Source organism: Tessaracoccus flavescens (genome assembly GCF_001998865.1).
Lineage (GTDB): Bacteria > Actinomycetota > Actinomycetes > Propionibacteriales > Propionibacteriaceae > Arachnia > Arachnia flavescens.
In genome coordinates, this window is record NZ_CP019607.1 from 3201585 (window position 1) to 3219572 (window position 17988).

The window sequence follows — 17988 nt, forward strand, 5'->3', positions numbered from 1 at the left end:
GCTCCTCTATCGCGGTCGGCAGGTGTACCTGTCAGCCGCCGGAGCGACCGTTCCCCGTCCCCGCGGGCACAGGTGAGCGACGGCCGAAGACGGGCTCGACCGCAGCGAGCTCCTCGTCGGTGGCGATCCGGAAGGCCCCTGCCGACTCGGCCTGTACTTCGCGTCGACCTTGACCGCGGGTGGCGCGGAGACTGGCGACGATGGACACGGTGATGATGCTGGCGACGACGGCGAGGCTGATCGTGGTCGGGATGTAGAGCACGTCCAGCAGCAGCATCTTGATGCCCACCCAGATCAGGACGAACGAGAGCCCGACCTTGAGGTAGACGAACCGGTGGATCAGGTCAGCGAGGAGGAAGTACATGGCTCGCAGGCCGAGGATCGCGAACGCGTTGGCGGTGAAGACGAGGAACGGTTCGCTCGTCACGGCGAAGATCGCCGGGATCGAGTCGACGGCGAAGATGATGTCAGTGATCTCCACCAGCACCAGCACCGCTAGTAGCGGCGTCGCCACCACAAGCCCCGCCTTGCGGACCAGGAACTTCTGCCCGTGGTACGCGTCTGTCATCGGCACGAACCTGCGGAACACCTTGAGGATGCGGGACTTCTCAGGATGGACGTGCTCGTTGCGTGAGCGGAACATCCGCCAGCCGGTGTAGATCAGGAACGCCGCGAAGACATAAAGGACCCACGAGAAGTTCTCGATCAGCGCGGCGCCGGCGGCGATGAAGATCCCGCGGAAGACCAGCGCACCGAGGACGCCGAGGAACAGCACCCGGTGTTGAAGCTCGCGGGGGACCGCGAAGGCGGCGAAGATGATCGCCCAGATGAACACGTTGTCGACGGCGAGGGATTTCTCGATCAGATAACCGGCGAAGTACTGCTGCCCGAATTCCGCGCCCCACAGCGTCCACACCAGCACACCGAACGCGACACCGATCGTCACCCACACGATCGACCAGGCGGCGGCTTCCCGAACCCCGATCACGTGGGCCGTGCGGTGGGCGATGAGGTCGACGACGAGCATCACCAGGATCACACCCAGGACGGCGAACCAGGCCCAGAGAGGAACAGTCATGACAAAAACCTCCACGAATATCGTGAAGGTCTCATCGGCCCTCAGGGCCCTGCGCACCGGGTCCCGCAGCGGGACCGTATTGACGATGCGTAGCGAGGATTACTCCCCTTCGGATCCAATGAGACAGGAATAGTGCCTCCACGTCAAGTCAGCCAGGTCGGGGCCGCTGAGAAGACCTGTCACAGGACACCCGCAGCGTCGACGCCCTCGTCGGCCAGTGCGTTGCCGGTTTGCCCCGGACGTTCGGGAAGCCTCAGCCGGTGTTCTGCAGGCCGGCTGCAGCCCCCTTCACCGTGAGTAGCAGAACCTTCGCCCACTGCTGCCGGGTTTGGGGGTCCGAGGTGTCGTCGGTCTCGGTGCCTTTGTTGCGCAGCAGTCGTTGGCTCCAGTCCCGCACCCATTCGGGAAGACGGACCCTTTCGGGGACAGGCCCGGTGAGCTGCTGCAACTCCTCGACGGTGACGCTGCCGCCGGAGCGCTTGAGGAAGCGCGCCCGGACGACAGCATGGGCGTGGATGCGGCCTCCCGCACGGAAGGTCTGCTCGACGTAGGCGGCCTTGTCGTCGAAGCCGAGGACGCGGGTGACCAGGTCGAACCTCTGGAGCGGGTTCAGCGAGCGACGGTAGGTGATCGTCTGCGCGACCACCACGGGGAACCAGCCCCTCCTGTTGAGTTCGGCCCACAGGCCCGCCCTGACCATCAGGTCGACGCGACCCTGGTCCATGAGCGAGAGGTACCTGCCGTTGTTCATGTGCCACAGCAGGTCGAGGTCGTTGGGCAGCACCCGCATCGGTGTCACCGCCTGGTCCCAGATCGAGATCGGCCCCCGTCGGCGGTGGCTCAGCAGCAGCCACACCAGTCGCACCAGCAGATTCACGCGGGCCTCCTCGCCTTGTCCCAGCGCCCGAGCCTAGCCGAATCCGGACGCGCGCCCGCCTCCCGCTGCGCACTGCTAGCCGTCTCGTGAGATGAACGAAGTCCCGACCGAGCCGGCGCCTGACAAGCGCATGAAGTTGCGCTACGCGGGGTCCTGTCGGCTGTGCGGCACAGAGCTTCCGGCACGGATCGAAGCCGTGTATGAGCGCGCCACCAAGACGGTGCGTTGCGTGGAGTGCCCGGCCGGCGACGCGGCTCCCGTCGAGGCAGTCAATGACACGGAGCCACGCAACTCTCCCGTGCCGACATCGAATCCCGATGGCGATGGCACCCTCAAGAGCGTCGCGGGCGCCTCAGCGCGTCGGGAGTACGAGAGGCGCCGGCTGAAGGATGAGCAGGGCGTCCGCGAGAGGTGGGGGCGCCTCGCCCCCGTCGCACTCTTTCTCCGGGACGAGAAGCAGACCACAGCTGCCTGGGATCGGGGTGCAGTCGGTGAGGAGGCGCTCGGCGCATCGCTCGACAAGTTGGAAAGCGAGTCGTGGCGCACACTTCACGACCGACTGATGCCGCAGAGCAGAGCGAACATCGACCATCTGGTCATCACACCCTCCGGGGTCTGGGTGATTGACGCCAAGCGCTACAAGGGCAGACCCGAACTCAAGATCGAGGGCGGAATCCTGCGGCCCGTCACGAAACGACTCGTGATCGCGCGACGAGATGGAACCCGTCTGGTGGACGGCGTGAAGCGTCAGGTCGCTGCCGTCCGTGGCGTGGTGGGCGAGAGCGTTCCCGTTGTCGGAGTGCTGTGCTTCATCGACGCGGACTGGCCCCTGATCGGCGGCGCGATTCAGATTGACGGTGTCCACGCCCTGTGGCCGAAGGCGACGAGGGCGATGATGCTCAAGGCGTCGTCGTGCGATGTGGATGTCGCAGAGGTCCACCGACTTCTCGCGCACGCGTTCCCGCGGGCCTGACACGAGACACGCGACGAGCAACGTGTCGGATCGATAACAATCGACCAGGAAACGCGGCGCGGTCGTTGACACCGGGGAAGTGGCCGGATTAGGTGGGCGCAGCGCTTTGACCGATCAATGGGGGTGCGATGAACCAGCCGACACTGGCCAGTCTGGCAGCTGAACTCCAGGTGTCGAGACAGACCGTGTCCAACGTTCTGAACTTCCCCGACCGCGTCCGCCCCGAGACCCGTGCCCGCGTGATGGAGGCCATCGAGCGCTCCGGTTACCGACCTTCCGCCGCAGCACGGGCGCTGCGCAACCAGAAGTCGATGGCGCTCGGTCTGAGGCTGAGCCAGCACCGCAACGGCATCTCCGGGACCATCGTCGACGGCTTCATGCATGCGCTGGTCAAGCGGGCCGACCAGCGTGGGTACCGGATCGTCCTCTTCCCCGCCTCCACCAATGACGAGGAGGTCGACAAGCTCGTCGGGCTGCGCCGCAGCCTCGCCATCGACGCCTGCATCCTCACCGACACCTGGTACGGCGATTCACGCCCGGCCGACCTGCAGAGGGAGGGAGTCGCCTTCGCGTCCTTCGGACGGCCCTGGGACGGCGACGACCACGGCCGTTGGGTCGACGTCGACGGTCGTTTCGGCGCGATGGAGGCCGCGGGATACCTGCGTGGCCTCGGCCACGACCGGATCGGGTTCATCGGCTGGGACGACGGATCGCCCGTCGGCAGGGACCGTCGCGAGGGCTGGGCGGAGGCTCTGGACCTGAGCGATGCCGATGCGGACCTCCTCACGGTGGAGGGCGAGGACTCGGTCCTCGGGGGTGCAGAGGCGATGGCGGCGCTGCTCGAGCGCGGGGCAGACGCGGCGGTCTGCGCGAGCGACTCGTTGTCGCTCGGCGCGTTCACCGAGGCGCGCAGACACAATCGCAGGGGAGTCAGCCTGGTCGGCTTCGACGACACCCCGATCTCGCGCACCCTCGGCCTGACCTCGGTGCGGCAGCCGGTCGACGAGGCGGCGCGCGTCGTGCTCGACATGGTGCTGGCCCAACTCGCCGAACCCGAGACGCAGTTCTCGGGCGTGCTGGTCCAGCCGGACCTCGTCACCCACGAGCCGCCCGACTTCCTGACCGACTGAGCCGGAGGAGTCTGCTCCGCGGCCGGCTCAGTCCATGTCGGGGACGCTGTCGCGGGCGTCGGTGTACTCCTCACCGCACAGCTCCATCAGGTCGACCAGCATCGAACGCACCTGAGCGAGCAGCACCATCGACGACAGGCTGGCCTCCATGCCGACGCTCGAGGTCCGCGCGGCCAGTTCATGCAGCCGCGGCAGTTGCGAGTCGGGCCGGCGGCGGGCGAACAGCTCGCTCGAGCAGTCGTCGATGGCCTGGGCCAGTTCGCCCAGCAGTCCGAGCAACGGCTCGGGGACCGTTTCGTGCCGGTAGGTCGCGATCGTGGCCCGGCGGGCCAGCACCCGCAGGTTGCGGATGAAGCGGTCGAGCGGAACCACGAAGTCGGAGACCTCCAGGACCGACTCGCGGTGGCGGCGCAGGAAGGGGGACGTGCGCACGACGGCCATTCCCTCGTTCGATGCCGTGAGCAGCCGCGACAGCTCGGACTCGGTGGCGCGGGCCCGCTCGAGGATCTGCTCGGTCTCGTCGAGGTCCTGTGCCCTGACCGCCGCGACGATCGCCCTGACGGTGCCCGCAGCCTCCTGCAGGACCTTGGCAGCGAGCATCCTCGGCCGGTTGATCGGCGAGGTCGGCGCGACGGTCGCGAAGAGCAGGGCGACGGTGCACCCGACAAGGGCGTCCTGCCAGCGGGAGATGCCCTGGTCGACACCGGGGAAGACCGTGAGCACTGTCGCGGCCTGGACGGCGGACTGCGTGACCATGAGGGTCCTCGCGCCGAGCCAGGTGGTCACCGACATGGCGATGCCGATCACCAGCATGATCTGCCACACCCCGGTGCCGAAGAAGTGCACGAAGACATCGCCGATGAACACGCCGACCGTGACCCCGACGGCGACCTCGACCACCCGCCACAGGCGTTGCCCGAACGAGAAGCCAAGGCAGATGATGGCGGCCACCGTCGCGAGGAAGGGTGAAGGGTGCTTCAGCACGTAGTGGGCGAAGCCCCAGGAAACGCCTGCGGCGATGGAGATCTGGACGATCATGAACAGGCGGGAACGCCACCTGCTGACCCGCAGCCGCTGGGAACGCCAGCCCGCCCGTGCGGTGCGTTCCGACAGGTCGAAGGCACGGAGCGAGGCCCGGTGCAGCGAACGCCTCGTGGCCGACCACGAGATGCGACGGTTCCCATCAGTCATGATGCCATCCTGCCGCCCGATTGCGCCGTGCGCGAAGTGTGCCGGTTCGCCGGTCGCGCCCCCGGACCGGCGAGGGGCAATCCGGTTACACTGTCCACGCTGTCGTCTCCCCGAAGGGACTAACCGAATATGCGCCGAACCCGATCCTGGGTGGGCATCGTCCTGGCCCTCGTGACCACTCTGACGCTTGCCGCCTGCACCCGGCCGACGCCACCCGACGTGGACGCCGGGCGAGAGCTCAACGTCGGCGCCACGGCGGAGCCCGACGGCCTGGATCCGATCACCGTCTCGGGAGCCGGCACGTCGTTCGTGCTGCTGTACAACGTGTACGAGACGCTCGTGAAGATCGACAGCGAAGGCGCCATCCGCCCACTGCTCGCGACTGACTGGACCATCTCGGACGACCGCCTGACCTACACCTTCACGCTTGAGTCGCGCGCCCGCTTCGCCTCCGGAGCCCCGGTCAACGCCGACGCCGTGGTCAAGAGCTTCGACCGGGCCCGCGGCGAGGGCGCCACCGATCAGATCAGGGCCCAGTGGGCCGCGGTCGAGAGCGTCGAGGCGACGGGGGACCACACCGTCGAGGTGAAGCTGAGCACCCCGTCGAACATGTGGCTCTACAACATCACCGGGCCCGCGGGGCTGATCAGCGATCCCACCGCTACCGGCGATCTCAACGCGACCCCGGCCGGGTCCGGGCCGTACAAGTTCAAGCGGTGGGACCAGGGCTCGCTGGTGCAGCTCGAGGCGAACTCCGGGTACTGGGGCACCCCCGCCAGGTTCAGCCCTGTGAACTTCCGCTTCTACACGGACCCCAACACGATGACCACGGCGATGCTCTCGGGGCAGCTCGACATCATCTCGAACCTGACCACCCCGCAGGCCATCGACCAGTTCAGCGACACCTCTAAGTACACCATCCACGAGGGAACCACACAGGGCGAGGTCGTGCTCGGCTTCAACCACGCGACCCCGGCGCTGGCCGACCTGTTGGTGCGCCAGGCCATCAACCACGCCATCGACCGCGAGGCCCTCGTGAAGTCGGCCTGGGGTGGAAAGGGCCAACTGATCGGCTCCATGGTCCCGCCTACCGATCCCTGGTACGAGGACCTGTCCCAGGCGTATCCGTTCGACCAGGCGAAGGCCAAGCAGCTGCTGTCCGAGGCGGGCAAGGCGAGCGGGCTGAACCTACGGCTGCGCGTCCCCAACCTTCCCTACGCGACGGCGTCCGCCCGGGTCATCGCGGCCCAGCTCGCGGAGGTCGGGATCACCGCGAAGGTCGAGGAACTGGAGTTCCCCACCTGGCTCGACCAGGTCTACGCGAAGCACGACTATGACATGACGATCGTCGCCCACGTGGAGCCGCGCGACATCGTCGCGTTCGGCGTGGAGGGCAACTACTGGGGCTTCAACAACCCTGAGTTCAACGCGCTGCTCGCCTCTGCGGACGAGGGCACACAAGAGGAGCAGGTGAGCGACCTGAAGGCCGCGGCGAGGCTGCTGTCCGACCAGGCAGCCGCCGACTGGCTCTTCCTGCTGCCCAACATCATCGTGACCACCCCGGAGATCTCCGGGGTGCAGGAGAACGCGACCAGCCTGTCGTTCGATCTGACCACCCTGGCCGCCAGGAGCTGACCCGGCCATGACCGTCCTGCGTCGGGTCGGCGTGCGCGTGGCATGGCTGCTCTGCAGCCTGCTGCTCGCGTCCTTCCTGATCTTCCTGATCACGAACCGGTTGCCCGGCGACATCGCGCAGTACCTGCTCGGCACCAACGCCCGCCCCGGCGAGGTCGACGCGCTTCGCGAACAGCTCGGGCTGAACCGCCGGTTCCTGGTGCGCTACGGCGAGTGGCTCGGGGGAGTTGTCCGCCTCGACTTCGGCAACTCCTACATCACGCAGCAGCCGATCGCGCCGCTGATCGCCCACCGGTTCGAGGTCACCGCGTCGCTCGTCCTGATGGGCATGGCGCTCGCGGTGCTGATCGCGATCCCGGTCGGCTCCTACGCCGCGGTCAGGCGGCGGCACGCCGACGGGGTCGTCGTCTCGGCGCTGTCGCAGGTCGCGCTCGCCGTCCCCTCCTTCTGGGCGGGTATCTGGCTCGTGATCATCTTCGCGGTCAAGCTCCGCTGGCTGCCCGCCGGGGGATACGTGTCCTACTGGGACTCCTTCGGCGGCTGGCTACTGCACCTGATCCTGCCCGTCCTCTCGCTCGCGGTGGTCCAGGCCTCAGTGATCTCGCGGTACGTGCGCAGCGCCGTCATCGACGTGCTCAGCGAGGACTACTTCCGCACGGCCCGCGCCGTCGGCTGGTCCCGGATCGGGGCGCTGTGGCGCCACGGCCTGCGCAACATCGGCATCTCGCTGCTCACCGTCATCGGTCTCCAGCTCGCGACCCTGCTCGTCGGCGCCATCATCATCGAGCAGGTCTTCACGCTCAACGGTCTCGGCTCCACGCTGCTGTGGGCCGTCTCCCGGCGTGACCTCGGCACCGTCCAGGCCATCGTGCTCGTGCTCGTCTGGTCGGTGCTGCTGATCAACTTCCTCGTCGACGTCGCCTACCAGATCGTCGACCCGAGGCTGCGGCGACGGGCGGAGTCGGCATGAAGCGCGGCACCCTGGTGCTCAGCCTCCTCATGATCGGCCTCGTCGTCTCGATGGCGCTCATCGGGCTGGTCTGGACGCCCTTCGACCCCGGTCGGATCTCGGGAGTCCCACTGGAGGGCCCCGGGTGGCCTCATCTGCTTGGCACCGACTCCGCGGGCATGGACGTGCTCAGCCGCCTCATGGTCGGGGCGCGCGTCTGCCTGCTCGTGGGCATCGTCTCGGTGGCGGGCGCCGCCCTGATCGGCGTGCCCGTCGGCATCTTCTCCGGCATGACGCGGGGTTGGGTGAGCGACCTGCCTGCCCGGCTCTCCGACATCCTGTACGGCTTCCCTGCGCTGCTGCTCGCCATCCTGATCGCCGCCGCCCGCGGCGGATCGGTCTGGACGGCGATGACGGCGATCGCTATCGCCTCCATCCCGGCCTTCGTCCGGATCGCGCGGGCCGCCACCTACCAGGTGATGAGTCTCGGCTACATCGAGGCGGCGCGGGTCTCGGGCACATCGACCTTCGAGATCGCCCGCCGCCACGTGCTGCCGAACATCGCCCCGGCTATCGGGGTGCAGGCCTCGGTGAGCTTCGGCATCGCGATCCTCGCGGAGGCCGGCCTGAGCTACCTCGGCCTTGGTGCCGACCAGTCGATGCCCACCTGGGGACGCATGCTGCGCGAGGCACAGAGCGAGATCTTCAGCGAACCGATCCTCGCGCTGTGGCCGGGACTCGCGATCGCGATCGCGACCATGGGGTTCAACCTGCTTGGCGACGGCCTGCGCGACCTGCTCGACCCTAGACTGAGGGAGGTCACATGAGCCTGCTCGAGGTGAGTGACCTCACCGTCCGGTTCGGCCGAAGCGGCACCCTCGCCGTCGACTCGATCAGTTTCAGCGTCGATTCCGAGGAGCGTCTCGGCATCATCGGCCAGTCGGGCTCCGGCAAGTCCGTCACGGCGCTTGCCATCATGGGCCTGCTGCCCGAGCATGCGCAGGTCACCGGGTCGATCCGGTTCAACGGTCGCGAACTGGTCGGCCTGCCGGAGCGCGACTACCGCAGGCTCCGCGGGGACGAGATCTCCATGATCTTCCAGGAACCGATGACCGCCCTCGACCCCACCATGCGCGTCGGCAGGCAGCTGGGCGAGGTCGTCGCCCTGCACCACGAGGAGCACCGCGGATCCATCCGTGGCGAGGTGCTCGACTGGCTCGGAAAGGTCGGCATCGCAGAGCCCGAGCGGATCGCGGACTCCTATCCGCACGAGCTCTCCGGCGGGCAGCGCCAGCGCGCGTTGATCGCCATGGCGTTGGCCAACCACCCCGAGCTCGTCCTGTGCGACGAGCCGACGACGGCCCTCGACGTGCTCGTACAGCGCCAGATCCTAAACCTCCTCGCCGACCAGTTGCGCGACAGGGCGACGGTGTTCGTCTCACACGACCTCGCCGTCGTGCGCGAGGTGTGCCCCAGGGTCGCCGTCATGCTGGACGGGCGGATCGTGGAGGAGGGCGACATCGAGCAGATCATCGCCGACCCCAGGCATCCCTACACCCAGGGACTGATCGCCTCCGCCCGGATCGACCGGGTCGCACCGGGCGAACCGCTGCCAAGCGTCGCGGACTACTACCGGGAGGACGGATGAGCCTGGTCTCCATGAGCGGAGCCACCGCCTCCTACCGCAGGTCGGGGCAGGAGTTCGTCGCGCTGCGCGACGTGGACCTCGAGATCGAGCCGGGGGAGCGGATCGGCATCGTCGGCGGCTCGGGTTCCGGGAAGACGACCCTCGCCCGGCTGATGCTCGGCCTGTTGCGACCCTCCGCGGGCACCGTGAGGTTCCAGGACCGCTCCATCGTCGGCCTCCCCGAGCGGAGGCTCGGCTGGCTGCGCGCGTCCGCGTCGATGGTCTTCCAGGACCCGAACTCCAGCCTCAACCCCCGGATGACGCTGCGCGAGATCATCGCGGAACCGCTCCGGGCGCGGGTGCTGCGCAACCGGGAGGGCATCCCGGCGCCGACGCCGGAGGTCCTTGCGGACGCGATGCGGGGCGTCGGCCTCGACCCCGACCTGCTGGACAGATACCCGCACCAACTCTCGGGAGGCCAGCGGCAGCGAACGGCCATCGCCCGCGCCCTGATCAACGACCCGGCCCTTCTCGTGGCCGACGAGCCCGTCTCGGCCCTCGACGTCTCCGTCCGGGCCCAGGTGCTCAACCTGCTCACCGCCGAGGCGCGGGAGCGCAACCTCGCCCTCGTACTCGTCTCGCACGACCTCGCGGTCGTCCGGCACCTGTGCCAGCGGGTCGTGGTGATCGAGAAGGGTGTGATCGTCGAGCGCGGCCCGGTCGACGAGGTGCTCAACGCCCCGCAGCACCCCTACACCCGGGCCCTCGTCGACGCGACCCTCAGCCTCTGATCCTGCGCGGGCGGTCCCTGGCGGCGCTGAGGGTGTGCATCCGTAGGGGAGTAGCAAGTGGTTGCATCCTGCTCGGCTGTCTTCTGAGGTTCCCCGTCTACTCCCATCCGTGGACGACGACCTTGCCGACCGTGCGCCCGCTCTCGACCAACCCGTGGGCCTCGCGCAGTGTGGCCGAGGAGATCGGCGCAAGCGTCGTCGTGACCGTCGCAGTGATGCGGCCCTCATCCACCAGATCGGCGACGACGTTGAGGAGCCGGTGCTGCTCGATCATGTCGGGGGTCTTGTGGAGTGGGCGGGTGAACATGAATTCCCAGTGCCAGGCGATGCTCTTGCCCTTGAGCGGGGACACGTCGCGGGGGCCGTCGTCGATGGCGACGATGTGTCCGAAAGGGCGCACGATCCGCGCATAGGTCTCGACCTGCCCCTCTGAATGCGCCGTGAACAGCCAGTCCAAGCCGTCCGGGGCGATGGCGGGCACCTGTGCGGTCAGGTCCTCGTGATGATTCACGACGTACTCCGCTCCGAGGCTCCGCACCCAGGCGGTGCGTTCATCGTCGGAGGCTGTGGCGATCACGGTGACGTTCGGCAGCAGTGCTTCGGCCAGTTGCACCATGATCGACCCGACGCCGCCGGTCGCGCCGACCACCAACAGCGTTCCGGTGGAGTCCTCGGTGAGGGCGAGTCGGTCGAACAGGGTTTCCCAGGCGGTGATCGCGGTCAGCGGCAGCGCGGCGGCGTCTGCGAACGACAGCGCCTGCGGCTTGCGCCCGGTGATCCGTTCGTCCACGACATGCAGGCGTTGATTCGTGCCTGGGCGGTCGATGCTCCCGGCGTAGAACACCTCGTCACCTGGAGCGAACAGTGTCACCGCCGAGCCGACCTCGCGCACCGTGCCTGCGGCGTCGAAGCCGAGCACCCTGAATCCGTCAGCAGGAGCGCTTGCCCGCAGCTTCACATCGACGGGGTTGACCGATACCGCTTCGACCTCGACCAACAGGTCATGCGGCGCGAGTTCGGGTAGCTCGACCTCGCGGGCGGTCAACGCCCCGGTGTCGGTGGCGGGGAGGTTCTTCTCGTATCCGATGGCAGTCGTAGTCGTCATGTCACCATGGTTGCCCAACCGTACTGGTTACCGTCAAGGCCCCCTGGACCTATCGGATACCGTGACGGCGTGAGTGAAGTCAGTGACGAGTGCGGCCGCAACGACGTGTACGCAGCCATGTGCCCGTGCCGCGACATGCTCGACCTGCCCGCGAACAAGTGGAGCGCCCTGGCCATCGGCGCACTGGAAGCCGGGTCGCAACGCGACGGGCAGCTCAAACGACGCCTGGACGGGATCAGCCCCAAGGTGTTATCCACAGACGCTCATACGTCTCGAAGCCCACGGGCTGATCACCCGCAGCGTCTATCCAGAGTTTCCTGCCCGCGTGGAGTACGAAACTCACCGATCTCGGGCAGAGCGCCGCCGCACCGTTGAAACAGCTGCGTGACTGGGTCGAGCACAACGTCGGAGCCGACGGGTCACGAGGCGCCTTCCTCGCGGCCAGCGGCGCGTCCTTCCGGCACGGCATGACGACGCCCCTGGCCCTCAGGCCAGGGGGCGTCGACGACTCATCAGAGGACGCGGACCCGGATCGTCTCGTCGAGATCCTGCAGCTGGGCGAGCAGGCCCTCGTACCCGTCGCCGCTCACATCGGTGATCGCATATCCCTGATGCCCCTTCGTGGCGAGCGTCTGGGAGCCGATGTTCATGTTGTGCTCGGCGAGCACCGAGTTCAGCCGTGCCATCACGCCGGGGACGTTCTGGTGCAGGTGGACGATGCGCGCGTCTGCGACCTTCGGACCGGCCGCGACCTCAGGCAGGTTCACCGCCATGGAGGTCGAGCCGAGATCCTCGTAGTCGGCCAGCTTGCCTGCCACGTAGCGGCCGATGTCGACCTGGGCCTCGAGGGTCGACCCACCGACGTGCGGGGTCAGGATGACGTTTGGCACGTTCTGCAGCTTGGAGACGAAGGGCTCGTCCTTCGACTTCGGCTCAGTGGGGTAGACGTCGATCGCTGCTCCGGCGATGTGACCGCTGACGAGGTTCTCATACAGGGCGTCGAGGTCGACGACCGGGCCTCGGCACAGATTCAGGAACAGCGCGCGGGGGCGCATCTTGGCGAACTCGGCCGCACCGAACAGGTTCTTGTTCTCTGCGCGTCCGTCGACGTGCAGGGAGATCGTCTCGGCCTGCTCGAGGAGCTCATCGAGGCTGTCCACGCGTCGGGCGTTGCCGAGCGCGAGCCGGTCGACCACGTCGTAGAAGATGACCCGCATGCCGAGCGACTCGGCGACGACGGAGAGCTGCGAACCAATGTTGCCGTAGCCGACGATGCCGAGCGTGCGGCCGCGCACCTCGTGCGAGCCGATGGCCGACTTGTCCCAGCGACCCTCGTGCATGTCGCGGTTGCGGTCGGTGAGGCGTCGGGCCATCGAGATGATCTCGGCGATCGCGAGCTCGACGACCGAGCGGGTGTTGGAGTACGGGGCGTTGAACACGGCCACGCCTGCCTCGGTGGCGGCGTCGAGATCGATCTGGTTCGTTCCGATGCAAAAGGCCCCGATAGCCTGCAGGTGCGGCGCGGACTCGACGACCTTGCGGGTGACGAAGGTGCGCGATCGGATGCCGAGATAGTCGACCCCTTCGAGGGCCGCGATCAGGTCGTCCTCATTGAGGGCGCCGGGGCGGGTCTCGACCTCGAAGCCGCGGTTACGCAGGGCCTTCTCGGCGTCGGCGTGGATGTTCTCGAGTAGCAGTGCCTTCACGGGGGCCGAGTCTACTTCGATCCAGACCGTCGTCCGCGCACGTTCCATCCCGCTGTGAGCGAACCGCCCGCAGGCGATCAGTTGAGGTAGCCGAGCACCGCGTCGTGGAGCCTGCCGTTGGTCGCGAGGGCGCCGGGGCCCTTCACGCCGTCCTCGCCGGAGAGGTTGGTGAAGCGCCCACCTGCCTCGCGGACGATGACGTCGAGGGCTGCCATGTCGTAGAGCTCGAGTTCTGGCTCGCAGGCGATGTCGACCGATCCCTCGGCGACGAGCATGTAGCTCCAGAAGTCGCCGTAGGCGCGGCTGCGCCACGACTCCCGCATCAGGTCGATGAATCCCTGGCCCCGGCCCGACTCGACCCATTCGGCGATCTCCGAGTAGGACAGGGACGCGTCCTCGATCTGTTCGACGTTGCTGACCCGCAGTTCGGTGGCGTTGAGGATGGAGCGGCCTGTGTAGGCGCCGCCACCCTCGCTGGCCCACCAGCGCCGGCCGAGCGCGGGCGCGGAGACGACGGAGGCCACGATCCGGCCCTCGACCTCGAGCGCGATCAGGGTCGCCCAGACGGGAACCCCGCGGAGATAGTTCTTGGTGCCGTCGATCGGGTCGATGATCCAGCGCCGAGGGGACTCACCGGTGTCGCTGAATTCCTCGCCGTGGACGGCGTCGCGCGGCCGCGTCCGGGCAAGGGTCCTGCGGATCGACTCCTCGACGGCGGTGTCGGCCTCGGTGACCGGCGTGTTGTCAGGCTTGGACGTGAACTGCAGATCCATGGCCTTGAACCGGTTCATCGAGAGCGAGTCGGCATCGTCTGCCATCAGGTGCGCGAGGCGCACGTCGTCGGTGAGGTCCTTGGATCGAGACATGGCTTCAATCTAGCGAAGTGTGCCCGGCGACGCCCGCGTGACCCGCTGGACGAAAGTGAGTGCGGCGCGCTGCGGTCGGGACGGACGGGGGAATTATGATGCAGGCGTGCTGACCCGCCCGCCGCGTTCGCTACTCGGCGCCTACCTCGGATTCCTCACCGCCAAGCTCGGTTTTCTGCTGCTGCTCGTGGTCGAGACCGGTCCGCGTTGGTTGTGGCACCTCGGCCGGTTCGACGCCGGCTGGTATCTGACGATCATCCAGGACGGGTATCAGGCCACCGAACCGGGCACCCGCTCCAATCTGGCCTTCTTCCCGCTGTTGCCGACGCTGGCCGGGATGGTCAGCTCCGTCGGGATCCCGCCGCCGGTCGCTCTGCTTGTCGTGGCCTGGTGCGGTTCCCTCGCCGCGGTCGCGGGGATCTGGGCGCTCGGACGGGAGGTCGCCGACGGCAGGGTCGGCATGTGGATGGTGCTCCTGTGGGCGGTGGCGCCAAGGGCCCACGTGCAGGTGATGGGGTACTCGGAGGGACCGTTCACCGCGCTCGTGGCGTTCTGCCTGCTCGGGGTGATCCAGCGGCGGTGGGTGCTTGCCGGGGTCACCGGCGTGCTCGCCGCGTTGACGCGTCCGTCCGTCGCTCCGCTGATCCTGACCATGGGCGTCGTGTGGCTCGTGGGCGTCGTGCGTGCCCGAAGGCGGGGCGAGGGATGGAGGGAGAGCCTCGTCACCCCGCCACTTGTGGTCACCCTGCTCTCGGGATTCGCCATGGTCTCGGTGATGGCCTTCGTCGCCATCCACACCGGCTCACCTGCCGGGTACTTCGCCGTCCAGGCAGAGTGGAACCAGCACCTGGGTACACCCCTGCAGACGCTGAGCTTCTTCCTCACGGAGGTTGTGCCAAACCCCCGCGCCTGGCCCTACTTCGGGATCGTCGGGCTCTTCACGGCCGGCTACCTGGTGCTGTTCTGGTGGATGGTGATCCGCAGGGAGCGGTGGGAACTGCTCGTGTTCACCGGGCTCAGCCTGCTGCTGGTGCTCTGCCAGCAGAACTACTACGCCAGTTACGCGCGGTTCCTGCTGCCGCTCTTCCCGCTCTGGCTGCCTGTGGCGAGGATCGTCGCACGGCGGCCCCTGCTCCCGATGCTCCTGGTGTGGTCCGTCATCATGGTCGCGGGCGCCCTCGCCGGAACGTGGGGGATCCAGCTGCGCCACTCGCCCTGAGCGCGGTCAGGAGAAGGCGCGCTCCATTCGGCGGAACGACGCCAGGCGTTCCTCGCTCAGGCGTCCGTCGGCGACGGCCTCGTCGAGCGCACAGTCCACGGCGCCCGTCTGGTGTCTGCAGCCGCGCGGGCAGTCCTCGGCGTACTCGGCGAGGTCGGGGAACGCACCGAGGATCGACTCCGGGCGCACGTGGCTGATCCCGAAGGACCGCACACCCGGGGTGTCGATGATCCAGCCGCCGTCGGGTAGCTCCATGGCGAGCGCGGAGGTGGACGTGTGCCGTCCCTTGCCCGTCAGCTCGCTCACCTCGGCCGTCGCGCGGTTCGCGTCCGGTACGAGCCGGTTGACCAGCGTCGACTTGCCGACCCCGGAGTGGCCGACGAAGACCGTGACGTGGTCGGTGAGGATGTCGACGACGTCGGCCAGGTCGGACCCGGGCTCGGTGACGAGGATCGGCACGCCGAGCGGCTCGTAGGCCGCGCGCAGTTCGTCCGGGCTCGCGAGGTCGGCCTTCGTCAGGCAGAGCATCGGCTCGATGCCCGCGTCATAGGCGGCAACCAGGATGCGGTCGATCATGCCGACGCGTGGGGGAGGGTCGGCGAGCGCGGTCACGATGAACAACTGGTCTGCGTTGGCGACGATGGGTCGCTCGAAGGTGTCGGCATCGTCCGCGCTGCGGCGCAGCATGGTGGAGCGGTCGAGGACCTCGACCACGCGGGCGAGCGTCCCCTCCTCGGCGCTGGTGTCACCGTCGAGCCGCACGCGGTCGCCGACGATGATCCCCTTGCGGGCGATCAGCCGTCCGCGGACCGCCGTGACGATTCTGCCGTCGAGCAGGCAGCGGTAGCGCCCCCTGTCGATAGAGACGACGCGCGCCTCAGGCTTGCTCGAGTAGTCGGGGCGGTCCTTCGTCCGAGGACGGCTGCGCTTCCGCGGACGGTCGAACCCTGTGTGGTCGTCCTCGTGGATGCTCATCCGATGAGACCGGCCCAGTCCTGCGGGAACCGCGGCATGGTCTTGGACGTGCAGGCGATGTCGTCGATCCCGACCCCACGCACGCGCAGGGCAAGCAGTGCGGCGAAGTGCGCCATCCTGTGATCGGCATAAGCGTGCAGGATCGCTGGGCGGAGGTCGGCCGATCCGGTGATGCGCAGGCCGTCGTCGGTCTCCTCGGCCGCACAGCCGACGCGGTGCAGTTCGGTGCGCAACGCGGCGAGCCGGTCGGTCTCATGCCCCCGGATGTGGGCGACGCCCGAGATGGTGGTCGTCCCCTCGGCGAGCGCGCCGAGAGCCGCGACGACCGGCGTCAGTTCGGACGCCTTCGTGAGGTCGACGTCGACTCCGCGCAGGGAACCGTCCCCGCTGACCTTCACCGATCCGCGTCCATGTGTCACGGTCGCGCCCATCCGCTCGACCACGTCGAGGAACATCGCCCCCGGCTGGAGGCTGCGTGCCGGCCACCCCGGGACGGTGACCGACCCGCCGGTGATCGCCGCGGCCGCGAGGAACACCGACGCGTTGGTCAGGTCGGGCTCGATCCTGGTGTCCGCGGCGCCGATCGGCCCGTGCGAGACGCGCCAGGTGCGATCGTCCGGCTCGGCGACCTGCACGCCGCGTTCGCGCAGCATAGAGGTCGTCATCTCGATGTGTGGGCGGGAGGGGAGCCGCTTACCCGTGTGGCGCAGGGTCAGGCCCTCGGGGAGGCGGGCGCCGATCAGCAGAAGGCCCGAGATGAACTGGCTCGAGCCCGAGGCGTCGATCGAAACGCTCGCCCGGTAGTCGGCCGGGGGAGAGATCCGGAACGGGAGCCGGTCGCCCGTGACGACGGCGCCGAGCTGACGCAACCCGTCGAGCAGCGGGCCCATCGGGCGCTCGCTCGCATGGGGGTCACCGACGAAACCGGTCGCGCCGTCGGCCAGCATGGCGATCGGCGGAACGAACCGCATCACGGTGCCCGCGAGGCCGCAGTCGATGGAGTGGGCCCCGGTGTAGCGCACCGGGGGATTGACGCGCACCGATGCCCCGTTGCGCTCGATCGAGACGCCAAGGGCGTGCAGCGCGTCCATCATCAAGGTGGTGTCGCGCGACTCGAGGGTCCCCTCGAGGACGCTCGGCCCGTCCGCGAGTGCGGCGAGCACGAGTGCCCGGTTCGTCTCGGACTTGGAGCCCGGGACGTTGACCTCCCCGACGACCGGGGCCTTTGCGTAGGGAAGCGGCGTCGGCGTCACGACGTGGCGGAATCGATCTTCTTGCCGATGGTCTTGGCCTGCTTGCGAGCCTTCTTCGCGAGCTTCTTCGCCTTCTTCTGGGTGCGCTTCGCTGCGGAACGAGCCGACTTCGACACGTCCTCGCCGAGGGCGGCCGCCTTCTTCTCGGTCGCCTTCGCCGCGTGGTCTGCGCGCCAGGCAAGGCTCGGCTTGCCCTGGGTGTCCTGGACGGCGAGCAGGGAGGCGCCGAGCAGCGCGACCCCACGCAGGACGTCCGGACGTGCGGCCTCCTTGGCCGCCTTCGGGGCGTCCTTGCCCGGCAGCGCGATCGCGATGTTCAGGATGGAGGCCTTCGTCAGCAGGAGCGCACCGAGCCGGCGGCCGATGCCGGTGGCGAACATGGCTCCGCCGGCGATCTGGGCGACGCCGACGACCCGGACCCACGTCTCTGCCTTCTCCGGCACATAGGACGAGAGGTCGGCAGGAACCGCGCGCTGGATGAGCGGCGTCACCTTGCTGGTGAAGGCCTCGGCATCCGGGGCGATGTCGGCGGGCTTCGTGACCGCCTTGACACCCTCCCCGACGAAGTAGCTGGCGAAAAGGCTGCGGGCTAGAAATCGCATGAGACTCATGC

At 68.2% G+C, this 17988-nt stretch carries 18 protein-coding genes; 9 read left to right on the forward strand and 9 right to left on the reverse strand.

Going from position 1 to position 17988, the window contains the following annotated elements; translation table 11 throughout:
* Positions 1-31 precede the first annotated feature (31 nt).
* Positions 32-1078 carry a TerC family protein gene (locus BW733_RS15480; RefSeq protein WP_077351873.1) on the reverse strand — a complete coding sequence of 349 codons (1047 nt, stop codon included), beginning with the start codon at positions 1076-1078 and terminating at the stop codon, positions 32-34.
* Positions 1079-1331: 253 nt separating this feature from the next.
* Complete coding sequence (locus BW733_RS15485) at positions 1332-1955, reverse strand: acyl-CoA thioesterase (RefSeq protein ID WP_077351875.1); 624 nt, start codon at positions 1953-1955, stop codon at positions 1332-1334.
* A gap of 91 nt (positions 1956-2046) precedes the next feature.
* On the opposite strand from BW733_RS15485, the gene BW733_RS15490 reads away from it, so the two are divergent.
* Together BW733_RS15490 and BW733_RS15495 are read left to right on the forward strand one after the other, a co-directional pair.
* The gene (locus BW733_RS15490; RefSeq protein ID WP_202970227.1) at positions 2047-2928 is read left to right on the forward strand and encodes a nuclease-related domain-containing protein; all 882 of its coding nucleotides are present in this window, start codon (positions 2047-2049) and stop codon (positions 2926-2928) included.
* A gap of 185 nt (positions 2929-3113) precedes the next feature.
* On the forward strand, positions 3114-4058 hold the full coding sequence (locus BW733_RS15495; protein ID WP_161490262.1) for a LacI family DNA-binding transcriptional regulator: 945 nt from the start codon (positions 3114-3116) through the stop codon (positions 4056-4058).
* A gap of 27 nt (positions 4059-4085) precedes the next feature.
* Here the strand turns inward: BW733_RS15495 and BW733_RS15500 are convergent, their stop codons facing one another.
* Complete coding sequence (locus BW733_RS15500; protein ID WP_077351879.1) at positions 4086-5249, reverse strand: FUSC family protein; 1164 nt, start codon at positions 5247-5249, stop codon at positions 4086-4088.
* A 129-nt stretch (positions 5250-5378) separates the two neighbouring features.
* On the opposite strand from BW733_RS15500, the gene BW733_RS15505 reads away from it, so the two are divergent.
* The 5 genes from BW733_RS15505 to BW733_RS15525 are packed head-to-tail and all read left to right on the forward strand — an operon-like array spanning position 5379 to position 10251.
* Positions 5379-6884 carry an ABC transporter substrate-binding protein gene (locus BW733_RS15505; protein WP_077351881.1) on the forward strand — a complete coding sequence of 502 codons (1506 nt, stop codon included), beginning with the start codon at positions 5379-5381 and terminating at the stop codon, positions 6882-6884.
* Positions 6885-6891: 7 nt separating this feature from the next.
* Positions 6892-7854 carry an ABC transporter permease gene (locus tag BW733_RS15510; RefSeq protein ID WP_077351883.1) on the forward strand — a complete coding sequence of 321 codons (963 nt, stop codon included), beginning with the start codon at positions 6892-6894 and terminating at the stop codon, positions 7852-7854.
* The gene (locus BW733_RS15515) at positions 7851-8660 is read left to right on the forward strand and encodes an ABC transporter permease (protein WP_077351885.1); all 810 of its coding nucleotides are present in this window, start codon (positions 7851-7853) and stop codon (positions 8658-8660) included. Before BW733_RS15510 ends, BW733_RS15515 begins: the two co-directional genes overlap by 4 nt.
* Positions 8657-9481: an ABC transporter ATP-binding protein gene (locus tag BW733_RS15520; RefSeq protein ID WP_077351887.1), complete on the forward strand. Its 825-nt coding sequence runs from the start codon at positions 8657-8659 to the stop codon at positions 9479-9481. The genes BW733_RS15515 and BW733_RS15520 overlap by 4 nt, the downstream gene beginning before the upstream one ends.
* A gap of 11 nt (positions 9482-9492) precedes the next feature.
* Positions 9493-10251 carry an ABC transporter ATP-binding protein gene (locus BW733_RS15525; protein ID WP_202970228.1) on the forward strand — a complete coding sequence of 253 codons (759 nt, stop codon included), beginning with the start codon at positions 9493-9495 and terminating at the stop codon, positions 10249-10251.
* A gap of 97 nt (positions 10252-10348) precedes the next feature.
* Here BW733_RS15525 and BW733_RS15530 read toward each other — a convergent pair whose 3' ends face one another.
* Positions 10349-11356 carry a zinc-binding alcohol dehydrogenase family protein gene (locus tag BW733_RS15530; protein ID WP_077351891.1) on the reverse strand — a complete coding sequence of 336 codons (1008 nt, stop codon included), beginning with the start codon at positions 11354-11356 and terminating at the stop codon, positions 10349-10351.
* A gap of 82 nt (positions 11357-11438) precedes the next feature.
* On the opposite strand from BW733_RS15530, the gene BW733_RS20195 reads away from it, so the two are divergent.
* Entirely contained in the window at positions 11439-11744 is a 306-nt protein-coding gene (locus BW733_RS20195) for a winged helix-turn-helix transcriptional regulator (protein ID WP_418361347.1), read from the forward strand.
* Positions 11745-11868: 124 nt separating this feature from the next.
* Here the strand turns inward: BW733_RS20195 and serA are convergent, their stop codons facing one another.
* Entirely contained in the window at positions 11869-13062 is a 1194-nt protein-coding gene (serA, locus tag BW733_RS15540) for a phosphoglycerate dehydrogenase (RefSeq protein WP_077353072.1), read from the reverse strand.
* A gap of 77 nt (positions 13063-13139) precedes the next feature.
* The gene (locus tag BW733_RS15545) at positions 13140-13928 is read right to left on the reverse strand and encodes an inositol monophosphatase family protein (RefSeq protein ID WP_077351893.1); all 789 of its coding nucleotides are present in this window, start codon (positions 13926-13928) and stop codon (positions 13140-13142) included.
* Positions 13929-14034: 106 nt separating this feature from the next.
* On the opposite strand from BW733_RS15545, the gene BW733_RS15550 reads away from it, so the two are divergent.
* Entirely contained in the window at positions 14035-15147 is a 1113-nt protein-coding gene (locus BW733_RS15550; protein WP_077351895.1) for a hypothetical protein, read from the forward strand.
* A gap of 6 nt (positions 15148-15153) precedes the next feature.
* Here BW733_RS15550 and rsgA read toward each other — a convergent pair whose 3' ends face one another.
* Genes rsgA through BW733_RS15565 form a run of 3 tightly spaced genes read right to left on the reverse strand, consistent with a single transcriptional unit; the run spans position 15154 to position 17986 of the window.
* Positions 15154-16122: a ribosome small subunit-dependent GTPase A gene (gene rsgA, locus BW733_RS15555; RefSeq protein ID WP_077351897.1), complete on the reverse strand. Its 969-nt coding sequence runs from the start codon at positions 16120-16122 to the stop codon at positions 15154-15156.
* Positions 16119-17375: a 3-phosphoshikimate 1-carboxyvinyltransferase gene (aroA, locus tag BW733_RS15560; protein WP_077351899.1), complete on the reverse strand. Its 1257-nt coding sequence runs from the start codon at positions 17373-17375 to the stop codon at positions 16119-16121. The genes rsgA and aroA overlap by 4 nt, the downstream gene beginning before the upstream one ends.
* Positions 17372-17986 carry a DoxX family membrane protein gene (locus BW733_RS15565; protein WP_077351901.1) on the reverse strand — a complete coding sequence of 205 codons (615 nt, stop codon included), beginning with the start codon at positions 17984-17986 and terminating at the stop codon, positions 17372-17374. The genes aroA and BW733_RS15565 overlap by 4 nt, the downstream gene beginning before the upstream one ends.
* Positions 17987-17988: the final 2 nt, after the last annotated feature.

Excerpts from the sequence above, each read along its gene's own strand:
- BW733_RS15480 (WP_077351873.1), bottom strand. The coding sequence starts at position 1,078 with ATGACTGTTCCTCTCTGGGCCTGGTTCGCCGTCCTGGGTGTGATCCTG.
- BW733_RS15490 (WP_202970227.1), top strand. The coding sequence starts at position 2,047 with ATGAACGAAGTCCCGACCGAGCCGGCGCCTGACAAGCGCATGAAGTTG.
- BW733_RS15500 (WP_077351879.1), bottom strand. The coding sequence starts at position 5,249 with ATGACTGATGGGAACCGTCGCATCTCGTGGTCGGCCACGAGGCGTTCG.
- BW733_RS15505 (WP_077351881.1), top strand. The coding sequence starts at position 5,379 with ATGCGCCGAACCCGATCCTGGGTGGGCATCGTCCTGGCCCTCGTGACC.
- BW733_RS15510 (WP_077351883.1), top strand. The coding sequence starts at position 6,892 with ATGACCGTCCTGCGTCGGGTCGGCGTGCGCGTGGCATGGCTGCTCTGC.
- BW733_RS15515 (WP_077351885.1), top strand. The coding sequence starts at position 7,851 with ATGAAGCGCGGCACCCTGGTGCTCAGCCTCCTCATGATCGGCCTCGTC.
- BW733_RS15520 (WP_077351887.1), top strand. The coding sequence starts at position 8,657 with ATGAGCCTGCTCGAGGTGAGTGACCTCACCGTCCGGTTCGGCCGAAGC.
- BW733_RS15525 (WP_202970228.1), top strand. The coding sequence starts at position 9,493 with ATGAGCGGAGCCACCGCCTCCTACCGCAGGTCGGGGCAGGAGTTCGTC.
- BW733_RS15530 (WP_077351891.1), bottom strand. The coding sequence starts at position 11,356 with ATGACGACTACGACTGCCATCGGATACGAGAAGAACCTCCCCGCCACC.
- BW733_RS15545 (WP_077351893.1), bottom strand. The coding sequence starts at position 13,928 with ATGTCTCGATCCAAGGACCTCACCGACGACGTGCGCCTCGCGCACCTG.
- rsgA (WP_077351897.1), bottom strand. The coding sequence starts at position 16,122 with ATGAGCATCCACGAGGACGACCACACAGGGTTCGACCGTCCGCGGAAG.
- BW733_RS15565 (WP_077351901.1), bottom strand. The coding sequence starts at position 17,986 with ATGAGTCTCATGCGATTTCTAGCCCGCAGCCTTTTCGCCAGCTACTTC.